Consider the following 14,176-nt stretch of genomic DNA (forward strand, 5'->3'; position numbering starts at 1 on the left):
CGGGTCAGCGGTTCCGGTTGCGTTCGGGCGTTGCCGGCACAATTCCCGGCCGGTTATCTGCCGCGGGTCCGGTTGCTATTCTTGCGCATGTGCTAGATTCCAGGGCATAGCCCTCGTGCCGGGAGCTTGTCGGTCCCGATGCCGCCGCAGGGCACCGCTGGCCGCCCTGCGAAAAGGAGTCTGCGCGGATGGAGCAACTACCCAAGGGCCTACAACCCCTGGTCGTGGCGCTGAGCGAGCGCGACTTGTACACGGAGCGCCATTGCGCGCGGGTTACGGGTATCGCCCTGACGCTGGGGAGCCTCTGCGGCCTGAGCTCGCGGGAACTGCGGCTGCTGCGGATCGGCAGCACGCTGCACGATGTCGGCAAGATCGGGATTCCCGACCAGATCCTGCTGAAGCCGGCGCGCCTCGATTCGGACGAATGGACCGTGATGCAGCGCCACGCGGAGCTCGGGCAGAAGATCTGCGATGTCCTGAATATCCGCAATGCAGACGAGATCGGCCGGGTCGTGCGCCATCACCACGAGGCTTTCGATGGCACCGGGTATCCGGACGGTCTCGCCGGAGCGTCGATCCCGGTGCAGTCGAGGATCATCGCGATCGCGGACAGCTACGACGCGATGGCCCTCGCCCGGCCATATCATTCCCCGCGTTCCCATGCGCAGGTGATGGAGGTGCTGTTCGACCAGACGGGCACGAAGTACGACCCGGACATTCTCGACCTGCTGGGCACTTTCATTCACCGTAGCCGGTACCGGGCGGAGTAGGCGGGCTCCCGGACGTTCGGGACGGCCGTGGCCGCCGCCGGTTGCGGATCCGCGCGCGTCTGGGCAGCATCGGGTACATGGATCGCGCGGAACTCTCGAGACACCGGCTCGGCAATGGCGTGCAGACCGTATTGTTGCTGCTGGGTCTGATGGGCTTGCTGGGGGTTATCGGCACGTTGATCGGCGGTCCCTGGTACGGGCTGGTGGCGATGGCGCTGGTCGTGCTGCTGTACTTGTTTCACCCGGTGGTGCCGCCGGCGCTGATCCTGCGTCTCTATCGCGCGAGTCGGCTGCAGCCCCGCCACGCCCCGGCGCTGAACGAGGTGCTGCACGAGCTGGCACGCCGGGCCGAGTTGCCGTCGGTCCCGGCGCTTTATTACCTGCCCATCCCGCTGATGAACGCGTTCTCGGTGGGTGACCGCCGCGAGGCCGCGATCGCGTTGTCCGACGGCCTGCTGCAACGGTTGACGCTGCGCGAGATCGTCGCGGTGCTGGGGCACGAGGTGAGCCACATCGCCCACAACGATCTGCGTACGATGACCTTCGCAGATCTCTCTAGCCGCGTGACCGGGCTGTTGTCGCTGCTGGGCCTGTTCCTGCTGGCGGTGAATCTGCCGCTGGTGGTGCTGGGCGGCGCGACGATCAGCTGGATGGCGATCGCGCTGCTGGTGTTCGCACCGACGCTCAGCGCGCTCTTGCAATTGGGGCTGGCGCGCAGCCGCGAATACCAGGCCGACCTGGGAGCCGTGGCGCTCACGGGGGATCCGAAGGGGCTGGCGCTGGCACTGGCCCGACTGGAGCAGGCGCAGGGTGCGCTGTGGGAACAGGTACTGCTGCCCGGGCGGCGTGTTCCGGAACCCTCCTGGCTGCGTACGCACCCCCCGACGGAGCAGCGGATCGCGCGCCTGATGGCACTGGAGTCCCGATCCGAGCGGTATCCGCGGAGTGCGCTCGCTGGCGCCTACGATCCGCGTACCCTGCCGCGCACCGGCGTGCGCGGGCCGCGCTGGCGCATCGGCGGGTTGTGGTTCTGACCCGCGTCCCCAGACCGGGCGGGAGGTTTCGTGGCTGCGCGCCTGGGCGTACACTGCGGCGCTCGTTCTTGAAACCCGGGAAGGCGCAATGCAAATTTCTGCGAACAAGGTGGTCTCCATCGATTACACGCTGACGAACGATCAGGGGCAGGTGCTCGACACCTCCGAGGGCCGGGAGCCCATGGCCTATCTTCAAGGCCACCGCAACATCATTTCCGGGCTCGAGTCCGCGTTGGAGGGCAAGTCCGCCGGCGACCGCGTGCAAGTCACGGTTGCGCCCGAACAGGCGTACGGCGAGCGCAATGATGCGCTGCGCCAGGCGGTGCCGCGCACGATGTTCGAGGACGCGGATCAGGTGCAGGTCGGAATGCAGTTTCAGACGATGACCGAGCAGGGTGCCCAGGTCGTGACGGTGACGGCGGTGGACGCGGAGCACGTGACTGTGGATGCCAACCACCCGCTGGCCGGCGAGACGCTGACCTTCGACGTGACCATCGTCGACGTGCGCGAGGCCTCCGAAGAGGAACTCGAGCACGGCCATGTGCACGGCCCTGGCGGTCACCAGCACTGAGGACTTGCGCCCAGACCTGCACCTGCAAACGGCGCGGCGAGCCGGGCGGAACCGCGCAGCGTCATCCGCCGGTCGGCGTTGGTGCCGTCCCGGCGCCGCGGTTATCTTGGATCCGCAGGGGTTTCCGGTGCCGCACCGGTCAGCCGGATGCGCGGCTTCGGGTCCGGCAGGATCTCGAGCACCGGGGCCCATTCTTCCTCGTCGAACCGGTCGAGTTCCAGCTGCAGGCCGGGGTAGGGCGCATCGGCTGCGGTCTGCAGCGTCAGCGTGCCTCGAGACTCGGAGCGGGGGCCTGTGAGCCGCAGCGGGCCGCGGACGGTCGCCGCATCGTCCTGCCACCGGATCCGGGTGTCGTGATGGGCCGAGAAGGGTGGCCCTGGGTGGCCCTCGGGAACGACGCCGGTCAACTCGACCGTGCCGGTGAGCGTTCCTTCGGTGTCCGCAACGTGGGCCTCGAGATCCACCACGGCGGTTCCGGCATCCAGCGATCCCTGCAATCCGGCATCGGTGCGTTCCAGGAGCGCAGGCAGGTCGGCCTCGCCGGCCAGCCGAAACGTTCCTTCGGGTTCAGCACCGGGCGTGGCCGGCGCTGAAATATTGAACTCCAGCAGCCCCCGGGCCGGGACCGGCGGCATTCCGGGCCACCGGGGAATGCCCGCGATCGCTGCCTCGGTGAACGCGACGCGAAGTTGCCCCTCGATGCGCCGGTCGGCATCGAACCACTCGGTGTCCAGATTCAGCAGGGGATCGTCGAGTCCTTCGCGCCGAGCCTGGATCCGGTAGCGTTCTCCGAGTGCGCTGGGTTGGGCCGAGAAGCTCGTGTCGAGACGGATCGGGTCGGGCGCATCCGGTGTCTCCAGCACGCCGTATATGCGGCCCTCGAGGGCCTCGATCCCGCCCGCGGCCGCCTGCTGGATATCGAGGTCCAGGCGCAGTTCGGTCGCGTGCAGCGGAATTTCCGGGTCGCTGACGACCGCGTCGAACACTGCCTCCAAGCGGCCCTCGCGGCCCGGGGCGAACCCGCGCAGCGCGATCCGCATCGCCATGCGTTGGTCGTCCGGAAGCAGCAGGGTTCCGTCGAGGTCGGCCTGCCGTACGCGCACCGGGATCGCGTCGCGCTGAGTCGTCTGCAACAGGCCCTCGAAGGGCAGGCCTGCGCGGTCGGACCGCCGCTGCCGGCGGGGGTCCGTGTCACTGGCGGGCGGGGCATCGGCAGGCAGGGTCGCGTCTGGCGGGGTCTTGGCCGCGGCGGTGTCCGGGACGGCGGCGAAGCTCCGGTGAGACGGTTCCACCACGAGGCCTCCAACACTGATCTCGCGCACGTCGATCTCGCCGCGCCACAGCAGCGGCCAGACGGAGACGCGCAGCCGCGCATGTTCGATGTCGACTCGGTCGCCTTCATCACCGATCAGCCGCAGCTTGCGCAGACCCGCACCATCGAGATAGAGGCGGATCTCCTGGGCCTCTGCGGTGATGCCTTCGGCGTCGTTCAGTAGACCCAGCGCGGCGCGGGTCTGGGCCCCCGCCGTCAGGTGCAGCGCCAGCACCGCGAGCCACCAAAGCGCGCCGGCGAGCCCTGCCAGCACCAGTATGACTTTGACCAAACCCTTCATTTCGCGTGTCCTCGCGTCCGCCCGGCGCAAGGATGACGACAAAGACGTCGGCGTGCAATCGGATCCGGCGCGCCGACGCCGCTAGCGGGCCGGGTAGCGGGAATGCTCCGGCGACGGTTGCTTCAGACGCGATGCACCGAAGGCTTGGACAAAGAAGGATCCTCGGACTAGCATCACCCTGAAGCCGCAGGGGATTGCCGGGCGGTTTCATTTTGGCGCTGCCCCCATGCGGGGTAGCAGGTGCGTCATTCGCGAGTACTCAGAGAGGAGACAAAGCATGACCAAACTCAAGAAGATGCTGGCTGTTGGCGCCGTTGCGGCGGCGCTGGGTCTGGCTGCAGCACCCGCGAGCTCTTGGTGGGGCAGTGGCTACTATGGCCCGTGGGGCGGCGGACCGTGGTACGGTCCCGGCTACTACGGCGGCCCGTACCACGGCTACGGCTACCCCTACTATGGCGGCTACCCGGGCTGGGGTGGGTATCCGGGCTGGGGCGGCCATCCGGGCTGGGGCGGCCATCCGGGCTGGGGCGGCCATCCGGGCTGGGGGGCTTACCCGGGCTGGGGTGAGCCCCCGGTGGAGGAGCCAGAGTCCGACTGATTATCCCCGGCTGTACCGGTGGTAATGGGCCCGCGCGGAGGTTGGTTCCGCGCGGGCTTTTTTGTGGGCGTGCTCCGCGTTGCAGACGTGCTGCTGCGTTTCCGTCCGGCCTCCCGGGCACTGTGGGATGCAGGGTGCATGGTCGGGGCTGAATCGAGCACGTTGCGGTCGTGCCGCGCGCCCTTCCCCCACAAGCGGGTGGTGGAAGGGCGCAGTGCATCTGCCACACGGCGTTTGCGCCGACCAGGCGCTCGCGACGATACCAGCGCCGGATCGCGGACGCAGTCTGCGTCACTTTTTTCGTCGGCAGTGCCTTCAGAACGGGCGCGGCGACGGGTATTCCTGGAGCACGCCGCGTGGGTCGGTCGGCGGGGGTGCCAGCACTGGATCGTCCTCGGGCCAGGCCGATCCGGGCAGTGTTTCGTCGCGGATGCGCTGGCGCTGGATCCCGATGCGCGGTAGGTCGAGCATCGCAGTGCTCTGTCGATACCCGGTCTCCGCCCGGTCGAGGGCCGACAGCGCGCCGTCCGGGTCGCCGGTGGCCGCACGCGCCAGCGCGAGCGCCTCGAACACCGGCGGGATCGGGCCGGCCCGTAGCAGTCCCTCCGCGAGTTCCAGGCCGCGTGCGGGATCCCGGACCGCAGGATCGCCGGCTGCGCTCAGCAGACGGCTCAGCGCGTAGCGCGGCAGTGGGTGTTGCGGCAGGGCCTGGATGACGGTTTCCAGTTGGGCCTGGATTTCCGCCTCGGAGCGACCGGCGCGTCGGTCGGCGACCAGCGCCAGCACTCGGGCGAGGCTGTTGTCGGGAAACCGTTCGCCGGCCCGGGACAGCAGCCTGGCGGCGGTGGGCCAGTCGCCTGCGCGGAAGGCCAGCAGGCCGAGATGATGTGCGGCGCCGGGGTGCTCCGGATGTAGCGCGAGCACCTGCTCGTAGAGACCGCGCGCGGTATCGCCATCTCCGTCGGCATCCAACAGCACGCCGAGCAGGAAGGACGCGAGCGTGTCCTGCGGATGGTCCTGCAGCACAGCCTCCAGCATTTCGCGGGCACGCGCTGGCTGACCGCTCAGGTACAGCGCCCGGGCGTAGCTGATACGGGCGTGATGGTTGTCCGGAGCCTCGCCCAGCCCCTGGGCGAAATACGCGGCGGCGTCGGCATAGCGGCGCTCGCGTGCGGCCTGCAGGCCGAGCAGGAAATGGCGCCGGGCGCCGGTATCGAGATCGTCCAGTTCGTGCACGATGCGGTCCTCGGCGAGCGGATGGCGTTCGCCGCGCAGCGCCAGCGCCTCGCGCGAGGCGTCGACGGCACCGACTCCCCGCAGCGCCTGCGCCAGCGGGGTATAGACCGCGTCGGCGTCGGGGGCCTTTTCCAGCGCCCGCTGGAACCACTCGACCGCGCTCTCGAACTCCCGGTGCTGCAGTGCGAGTTGCCCGAGCCGGAATGCCGCGGCGGCCTCCAGGCCCGGTTCGGCCAGTGCCTGCTGCAGGTAGTCGCGCGCGTCGTCGGGGCGGTTGAGTTCAAGCAGCACTTCGCCGAGGCGCAGCGGCAGCGCAGCGTAGTCGGGATCGATCGCCGCGGCGTCCTCGTAGGCCGCGAGAGCATCCTTCAGCCGGCCGGAGCCGTGAGCGAGCCAGGCGTCGAGATAGGCCCAGCGGAAACGGTCCGGGTCGAGGGTGCGCGCGTTGTGGTAGGCGGCGACCGCCCCGGCCGGAACCTCGTGCACATGGTAGAGCGCACCCAGCCGGCCGTAGCGCTCGGCGAGGTCGACCGGGCGTGTCTGCGGATCCGCCAGCGCGTCGCGCAGTGCGTCCCGCATCTCTTCGATCTCGATCCGTGCCCGCGGCTCGGCGCCGGAGAGATCCGGCGCGGGAACCGGTACCAGCGCCCCGTGCGCCGGCGGTGGTGACTGCAGGAGATCGCTGTGTACGGGTGCAATGGCCGCGACGAGCATCAGAGCCGCGCCTGCGAGTGCCGCGGTCCGGAATCCGATCATCGCGGATCCTCTCCGTCGGGCTCGACGACCGTGATCAGTTGGTTGACGGCATCGACTTCGACCGTTTGCACGATGCCGCTGGGCCAGCGGATCTCGACGCGGTCGACCGTTTCGTGGTCACCGAGACCGAAAGTGACCGGCAGTTCGACCTGTGACAGGTAGCTGCGCGTGGGGGAGACCAGCCGGCGCTGGGTTTCGCCGCCGGCGGTCAGCCGGACTTCGGCACCGATCGCGTCGCGATTCGACTGGGTACCGACCAGGCGCAGCCGCAGCCAGTGGTGGCCCCGGTTCTGGTCGTTGCGCAGCAGCACAGCGGGGCGCCCGTTCTGGGTCACGATCAGGTCCAGGTCGCCGTCGCCGTCGAAGTCGGCATGGGCCATCGCCCGCCCGACCATCGGGGTGGCCAGATCGCCCGGATCGGACACCTCGACGAAGCGGGTCGCGCAGGCTTCGCCGCAGTTCCAGAAGAGCTGGCCCGGCTGTTCGTAGTGCTGGCTCGGGTGCACGGTGTTGATCTCGTGTTCCAGGTGGCCGTTGGCCTGGAGGAAATCGAGGCGGCCGTTCAGATCGACGTCGATGAACAGCACGCCGAAGGTCAGCGCCAGCCGGGTGGGTCCGGCGATGCCCTCGATCATCGCCTCGTCGGCGAACGGGGGGGTGCCGTCGGCGGTCACGTACAGTGAGCTCGGCTCGTTCGCGAAGTTGCCGATCGCGATGCCGAGGTCGTCGTCGTTGCGTAACCAGCCGGCGTCGATGCCCATCGCCCCGGTCGCCCGGCCGTCGCGGTCGAAGGCCACGCCCTCGAAGGCACCCACCTCCTCGAAGGTGCCGTCGCCACGGTTGCGGAACAGGAAGTTGCGCACGGTATCGTTCGCAACCACCAGGTCCATCCAGCCGTCGCCGTCGTAGTCGATCGCGACCACGCCCAGCGCCTTGCCGACCGCGCGGCCGGTGGCCGGTTCGACCACCCGGATCCCGGCCTCTGCGGAGACGTCGCCAAAGGTGCCGTCGCCGTTGTTGCGGTAGAGGTAGCCGTGCATGCCATGGAAATGATTGGGCGCGCCGTAGGCCCGGCCGAGACCGGTCAGACGGAAGTCGATCTCGAGGTCGATCTCGGGCGACCACTCGACGTAGTTGCTGACGTAGAGGTCGAGCAGACCGTTGTTGTTCGAGTCGAAGAACGCGGCGGCGGTGGACCAGTCGCGTTCCAATCCGCCGACGCCGGCCTCGTCGGTCACCTCGCGGAAACGCCCCTGTTCGTTGCGGAACAGCCGGTTGTGCCCAACCGCGGTGATGAACACGTCGACCCAGCCGTCGTTGTCGTAGTCGCCGACGGCGACGCCCATGCCGTAGAGGTCGATGTCGAGTCCGGCCTGCTCCGTGACGTCGGTGAAACGGCCGGTGCCATCGTTCTCGTACAGCGCAAGGCGCGGTCGTTCCGGCCCTTCGTGCCCGGGCCAGTAGCTGGAGTTCACGAGCAGGATGTCCGGGTGGCCGCTGTTGTTATAGTCGAGCACGGCGACGCCCGCGCCGATGGTCTCGGGCAGCAGCCGTTCGCCGTAGGCGCCGTTCACGTGGGTGAAGTCGATGCCGGCCTGGTGCGTGATGTCGGTGAAGGGCAGCACCGGCGGCCCCCCTGCGATGGGTGGCGTCAGCGGCTCCGGGGCGGTGACCGGGACTTCATCGACGGGTTTCGGATCCTCACGCGCGATCCACCACCAAGCGACCAGGCCTGCGAGTACGAGCACGGTCAGTGCACTCGCCGCTATCACCGAATACCGGAAGATCCGGGCGATGCGGGCGTCGCTGCCGACCTCTTCCAGAGAGCTGCGTTCGGACGGGCGGTCGTTCATGGTCAGCGTGCCTCCTGACGCTCCGGGTCGTGCTCCCGGAGGCTGTTCCCGGTGTCATCGGGCAGCCCCGGCCCCGGGCGCGCATCGTGCCCCTGAACCCCGCGCCATGCAAGGGCCGTCGGATCGGCGATCGTGCGCTGCAGGTCATATAGCGTGAGTGCCTCGGCGGCCTGGTTGGCTGCCGGATTGGCGGCGCGGTGGCGCGCCACCGCAGTCGCGATCGCCAGGTCGTCGGGCCGGTAGCGTTCGTGTGCCGCGCGATGCCGTGCCGCGGCCTCGGGGTCGCCCAGTTGCTCGAGAACCTGCGCCATCGTGTGATGCACGGCGGCGGCTTCCGGATCGATCGCCAGTGCCGCCTGCAGCGCCTCGCGGGCCTGCTCCAGCAGCACCTGGCGGCGTTCGCTGCGCGCCTCGCCACGCGCAGCCCGGGCCTGCTCGAAACGCGTCCGCCCAAGGAGTTGTGGCACGCGCAGATCGCGCGAGAAGTCGAAGCCGCGGTCGCGTGCTTCCTGGAAGCGGGTTGCGTACAGCGCCTCCAGTCGCTCGGCGGCGGTGTCGAGACGTCCGTACTCGCGGTCGATCAGCGCCGCGTACCAGGCCAGGGTCCAGGGCGGCGCTTCGGCCTCGCGGGCCCGCGCGAGTGCCCGCGCCGCGTCGTCGAGGCGACCCTCGCGGAAATAGACGCGGGCGAGGTTCAGCGGGCCATCGGCGCGACCCAGCCGTTCCACCTGCTGAAACGCGGTCTCGGCCTGACGCAGTTGGCCCCGGGCAGCGTCGCGGTCCGCGGTGCGCAGCAGCCCGATGCCGTAGTCGTTCCAGCGTTCCCAGGGCGCGACCGGGTGTTCCTGGGCCGGTGCCGTGGTGTCGCCGGCCAGCGGCAGCGTGAGCCGGTCGGTGGCGAGCGTGGTGATCGGCAGATCGTTGCGGGTAAACGACTTGCCCTGCACGTGACGCATCAACCGGGTATCGAACTTGCGATAGTGCAACGCCGCGTCGATCGCCAGCGGTCCTTGCGCATCGTCGGGCACCGTGAACCGGTACTGCACCACGGCCGCCGCGCCCGGCGGCACCTGATGATCGTACAGGGCCACGAAGATGTCCTGTACGTTGCGCCGGTCGATCCGGTTGCCGTCACGGTCGAGGACGTAGGCGTTCACGAAGTGCGCCCAGGGGTCGACGTCGCCGTCGGGGCCGAGCGCGCCACTGTGCCCGATCACCCCGTTGCCGTCGCGCAGCAGCACCTCCAGCCAGAGGTCGTTGGAGTCCGACGTTCCCTGCGTCAGCGGATGCCCGATGCGCAGCGTTCGCAACACCACCTCGAGCAGGTAGCTGCCCCCGGACTCCAGCGCCGGCAGTTCAGGCCGCAGTGGGGCGTGCAGCTCGCCGTCGATGCGGCCATCCTCCTTGATGCCGAACAGGTCGATGCGGGCGACCCGGTCGCGCAGGAAATCCTGCCGGGCCTCGATCTCGCTCGCGTCGCGGCCCAGCAGCTGCGGGATCGCGGTGTTGGCGGCCGCGAAGCGATGGTCGTGCACGCCGACTCCCTGGCCGGGGAACACGCGCGCGGCCGGATCGCGCGAGGCCGAATACGGCATGTGGCAGCCGGTGCATCCGATTTCGGCCCGCTCGGGATAGTAAAAGCTGTCGACGCGGTGGCCCGACACGCCGCTGGCGAGAAAGGTGCCGTAGTGGTCCTGGCCACGCAGCCAGCGGTAGTGGTTCAGTTCCTGCGGTAGCCCGACCTTGTGGCAGGTGCTGCAGAACTCGGGCTCCTGGTGCAGCGGGCGCAACAACGTGCGCTTGTGGTAGGCCGGTTTCGCCCGGATCAGCTGCCGCCCCAGCGCGGCGAGCCAGGCGTTGGCGCTGTCCTCGAACGGGTAGCGCGGCGGATCCACCAGCGTGAAGTCGGCGTTGCCGCGGGGGCTGTTCACCTCGGTGACCGCATGGCAGACCAGGCAGGTGATGCCGGCCTCTGCTGCGGGATCGCGGTCCGGGTCGTAGTCCGGCCGGTCGAACGCGCCGGAGAACAGCGGCAACGGATCGTGACAGCCGGCGCAGAACCGGGCAGCCTGCACGTCGCCATCGCGCTGGAGTACAACCGCGCGGGTTTCCTCGACGCTGAAGCGGTAGACCGGGTTATTGAACGAACTGAAGCGATGCATGCTGGCAGCATGCTGTTCGGCGATCTCGGCGTGGCACTCGGCGCAGAATGCGTCGCGCATCAGGCGTTCCGGGGCCAGGATCGGAGTGCCGTTCGCGCCGGATTCGGTGACGGCCAGCCGCGTCAGCGCCGGTTCGAACGTGGCGACGGCCGTCGGTTCACCTTGTTCCGGGTGGTACAGGTGCAGCGCGGCGATGGCCACGGCGATCGTAGCGGTGACCCCGGCCCAGCGCAGGCCTGCGCCCCAGCGCAGCCGCGGCCCGGCCAGCCGGTGCAGCACAAACAGCCACACGACCGCTAGCGGCGCCGCGACGTGTAGCCAGTAGAAGACGGCTCGTGCAGCCGGGTGATGGACCGCAAGGAAATCGAAGCGCACCAGCATCAGCCCTGAGCCGATCAGGAGCAGGCCTGTGACCGCCAGGGCCAGGCCGGCACCGATCGCATAGCGGTTGCGCCGTTCCCGCGCGCGGCGCAGGTGCCCGAGAATGAACGCGAGAAATACCGGAACCAGCAGCAGGCCCAGGCCGACGTGCACGACGACCATCAGCAGGTAGAGGTAGCCCTGAAGGCTGCGCCCGGTGACGAACTCAGTCAGCGTGATCCCGGCCAGGTACAGCGAGTTGACCGCGAGCAGCGCAAACAGCAACAACAGCAGCGCGAGCAGCGGCCGCAACCGGCCGCCGATCACCGGCGTCCGGCGAGTGGGGGGGGGGCTGGAGGCGCCGCGCCGATGGTGCATAGTGCCGGCCATAGCCTGGAGTTCTCTTGCATGCGCGCAGTCCGACGGCGGTACGGCCGAGGTCTCCGCGACGTTCCTGTCTCGGGCGTATACCCTTATAGATTACCGTGAAATGCGTGTGTGTGTGCGAACGTGGGCCTGTTTGGGTGCGTTGTCCCGAAGGTGCGTATCCGGCCGGACGGCACCCCCTCGGTGGTGCGAGGGGAGCCGCCGGTCGCCTGCTGCTACGGCTGGTCGATGGACTCGATCATTGCCAGGAAATGCGCCTCTTCGTCCGCGACGGTCTGTTCCGGGCCGGTGAACTTGAAGAACACCGCGCCTTCAGGCCCCTCGACGATCGCGCCGATCAGCCGGTATCCGGGGCGCAGATCGGCGCGGGGCGCCATCGGGCCGGCGGCGGCATTGTAGGTGCCCGCGGCACGGACCAGGGTCACGGACATGCCGGCGATCTCGGTCGACTCCCGTTCCGCGACCTCGCGCGTCGGGCGGCCATCGGCCTGATCGAACTGGCCGAACCAGCGGTCGACGTTCGCGTCTACCGTGCCGCCCTCGGTCGGACCGAAGTAGAACACGGCGACTTCACCCGGATCGGGATCGTCCTCGGCGGCGGGGGTGCGATAAGTCGCCACGCGCATCGGTCGCTGGCCCTCGGTCTGCCAATGGTCGGGAACCGACCACAGCAGCCCGCCTGCGGCGCCTTGCCCGGCTTGGGCGGTGGCCGGGGTCGCGACCTCCGCGCGCGGGGTCGTCGGTGCCGCGGGGGCTTCGGCTGCGGGCGGAGGCGGAACTGCGCCCGCGGGGGCCTCGGTCGTATCCTCGGGAGAACAGCCGGCAGCGCCGAAAGCCAATGTGATCGCCAACAGGAATAATCGATTTTTCATGGGCATGGACCAACAACCTCGATTAACTGTGATGTATCAGAAGATCCCGGGCCGTTCCGGACCCTGGAAATCACGTCGGAACCGAAGAAGCTTAGCAGAATCCCGCCTCGCTCAAAGGTGGCCCGCAAAGACCGCAATCGTGGGCCGCGGCCATGCGCGCGGGTGTTCCCGGCGACGGCGTGTCGTGCCTGCGCGGAAGGCGCAACATCGGGTAACTCTCATGGCCAGCGGCTACCCTGCAATATGAAAAGGCGAGCCACGGAAAGCACGGACAGACACGGGAAAAAGGGTTTGATCCGTTTCATTTTCCGTGATTTCCGTGTTCTTCCGTGGCTGTCGTTTCACGTTAACTGTCATGCCCTCGGCCGCGAGGCACCCCGAAGGATGAAACTACGATTATAAATCAGAGACATACGATTCTCGGGCGGCGTATTTTCACGCTATAGGGGGCCGTGATCGGCGATGTGAATATTCAGGGTGTAGACGCGGTAGCGGCTCAGCCGGAGTTCACCGGGCCAGGCGCCCGCGGGCAGCCGGGCCTTTTCCCAGAGGGCTGCGACGAAGTCGCCGGGATCGGGCAGCTGTTCCCAGACTGCGGGCAGGAAGGTGGCGCGAAGCATCCCGCTGCGCACGACCAGGCCATCGATGCCCGGCCGCAGCGCCTCGAGCAGGGCCTCGCGCGACGCCGGGGCCAGCGGCTCCTGGGCCCCGAGGGCCGCGACGGACAGTTCCAGGCCGGAGATCTCGTGGGTCGTCAGGGGTGGAAAACGCGGGTCGTGACGGGCTGCGGCAAAGGCGTTGTAGGCGACGTCTTCGGCCAGTGGGCGCGTGGCCTCGAGCGTTCCGATGCAGCCGCGCAGCCGGCCTTCGCGTTTCAAGGTCACGAAGGTCGCGCCGGGCCGCTGCAGCGCCGGCGGCTCGCGGGCCGGGTCGACGTGCGGCAGTGCCTGGATCGCGGCCGCGTGCCGCACGCCGAGCACGGCGATCTCGAGCAGCCGTGCCTCGTGTTCCGGTTCCAGGAACCGGATGGGCTCACTGGAGGGTCCATGCGCCATAACCTACGACCTCCGTGCGTGGCCCCGCAGTGTCCCCGGAGTTGCGCAGGTCCAGTGTGTGCACGGTCAGGCCGTGCGCACGTCCGGCGCGGAGCAGGCCGGCGAGCGGCCGGCAGCCGCAGGCACGGTCCGGGGTCAGCATGTCCTCGCGCATCGATTCGATCGCGCGGCAGGTCTCGGCATCGAGGCTCTGCGCGGTTCGGTAGCCGTGGTAATGCGAGAGGTCGGAGCTGACGACGATCAGCGTCTCCGGTCCGCCCCAGAGCCGTTCGAGTACCGCCGTCACCTGGTTCGGGTCCGCGTCGCCGACGACCAGGGGCACCAGGGCGAAGTCGTCGAGCAGCAACTGCAGAAACGGCAGGTGCACCTCGAGGCTGTGTTCCGGCCCGTGCGCGAGATCGAGCGTGACGACCCCGGGCAGATCGCGGATCGACGCGTTCGCCGCTTGATCGACCGGAATTGCGCCGAGCGGCGTCCTGTAGGCCCCGGCGCCGGTGGCCGCGATTCCGCGGAAGGGCACCCGGTGCGACGGCCCGAGCAGCACCACACGCCGGATGTGCGCGACGGCAGCGCCGAGTGCCGCGTACGCCGAGGCGGCGACCGGGCCGGAATAACGGTACCCGGCATGCGGTGCAATCAGCGCCTTGGGCGCCGGGCGCTCGGGTGCCGGGGCGGTGGCCCCCGACATCAGCGCCCGTACCTCGCGCCGCAGTGCCGCCGGGTCGTCCGGGTAGAACAGCCCGGCCACTGCCGGTTCGCGAACAGTCTCCGGTGCCTGCATTCCCGTTCCTCCATTTCCTGAAAGCCGCGTGCAACTCCTCCTCCGCGAGTCAGGAAAAGCGGAGGGGAAACTGATGATGGCAACACCGGATCCCGGTTCATCTTCACGGCTTCATCGTTACGGCGCAG

General features: G+C 69.0%; 11 protein-coding genes. 4 read left to right on the forward strand and 7 right to left on the reverse strand.

The features are described from left to right. Positions 1-188 precede the first annotated feature (188 nt). The 3 genes from TVNIR_RS06055 (at position 189) to TVNIR_RS06065 (ending at position 2,375) form a co-directional block, all read left to right on the forward strand. Positions 189-770 carry an HD-GYP domain-containing protein gene (locus TVNIR_RS06055; RefSeq protein ID WP_015258110.1) on the forward strand — a complete coding sequence of 194 codons (582 nt, stop codon included), beginning with the start codon at positions 189-191 and terminating at the stop codon, positions 768-770. 77 nt (positions 771-847) lie between these two features. Continuing rightward, a complete protein-coding gene (locus TVNIR_RS06060; protein ID WP_043739451.1) occupies positions 848-1,804 on the forward strand; it encodes a zinc metalloprotease HtpX in 957 nt (318 codons plus the stop codon). An 88-nt stretch (positions 1,805-1,892) separates the two neighbouring features. After that, a complete protein-coding gene (locus TVNIR_RS06065) occupies positions 1,893-2,375 on the forward strand; it encodes an FKBP-type peptidyl-prolyl cis-trans isomerase (protein WP_015258112.1) in 483 nt (160 codons plus the stop codon). A gap of 101 nt (positions 2,376-2,476) precedes the next feature. Here the strand turns inward: TVNIR_RS06065 and TVNIR_RS06070 are convergent, their stop codons facing one another. Then, positions 2,477-3,988: a hypothetical protein gene (locus TVNIR_RS06070; RefSeq protein ID WP_015258113.1), complete on the reverse strand. Its 1,512-nt coding sequence runs from the start codon at positions 3,986-3,988 to the stop codon at positions 2,477-2,479. A 277-nt stretch (positions 3,989-4,265) separates the two neighbouring features. Here TVNIR_RS06070 and TVNIR_RS19695 point away from each other — a divergent pair, with 277 nt between their 5' ends. Continuing rightward, a complete protein-coding gene (locus TVNIR_RS19695) occupies positions 4,266-4,586 on the forward strand; it encodes a hypothetical protein (RefSeq protein WP_043739452.1) in 321 nt (106 codons plus the stop codon). 315 nt (positions 4,587-4,901) lie between these two features. Here the strand turns inward: TVNIR_RS19695 and TVNIR_RS06080 are convergent, their stop codons facing one another. From TVNIR_RS06080 to amrB, 6 genes are all read right to left on the reverse strand, one after another. Beyond that, positions 4,902-6,578: a tetratricopeptide repeat protein gene (locus TVNIR_RS06080; RefSeq protein ID WP_015258115.1), complete on the reverse strand. Its 1,677-nt coding sequence runs from the start codon at positions 6,576-6,578 to the stop codon at positions 4,902-4,904. After that, positions 6,575-8,431, reverse strand: a complete 1,857-nt coding sequence (locus TVNIR_RS06085) for a CRTAC1 family protein (RefSeq protein WP_015258116.1) — start codon at positions 8,429-8,431, stop codon at positions 6,575-6,577. The genes TVNIR_RS06080 and TVNIR_RS06085 overlap by 4 nt, the downstream gene beginning before the upstream one ends. 2 nt (positions 8,432-8,433) lie before the next feature. Beyond that, positions 8,434-11,280 carry a multiheme c-type cytochrome gene (locus TVNIR_RS06090; RefSeq protein WP_015258117.1) on the reverse strand — a complete coding sequence of 949 codons (2,847 nt, stop codon included), beginning with the start codon at positions 11,278-11,280 and terminating at the stop codon, positions 8,434-8,436. 275 nt (positions 11,281-11,555) lie between these two features. Then, positions 11,556-12,212, reverse strand: coding sequence for a hypothetical protein (locus TVNIR_RS06095; RefSeq protein WP_211263152.1), 657 nt, complete (start codon positions 12,210-12,212; stop codon positions 11,556-11,558). 440 nt (positions 12,213-12,652) lie between these two features. Beyond that, the gene (gene amrA / locus TVNIR_RS06100) at positions 12,653-13,267 is read right to left on the reverse strand and encodes an AmmeMemoRadiSam system protein A (protein WP_015258119.1); all 615 of its coding nucleotides are present in this window, start codon (positions 13,265-13,267) and stop codon (positions 12,653-12,655) included. Further along, complete coding sequence (gene amrB / locus TVNIR_RS06105; protein WP_015258120.1) at positions 13,245-14,048, reverse strand: AmmeMemoRadiSam system protein B; 804 nt, start codon at positions 14,046-14,048, stop codon at positions 13,245-13,247. The genes amrA and amrB overlap by 23 nt, the downstream gene beginning before the upstream one ends. Positions 14,049-14,176 lie beyond the last annotated feature (128 nt).

This window comes from Thioalkalivibrio nitratireducens DSM 14787, assembly GCF_000321415.2.
GTDB lineage: Bacteria > Pseudomonadota > Gammaproteobacteria > Ectothiorhodospirales > Ectothiorhodospiraceae > Thioalkalivibrio > Thioalkalivibrio nitratireducens.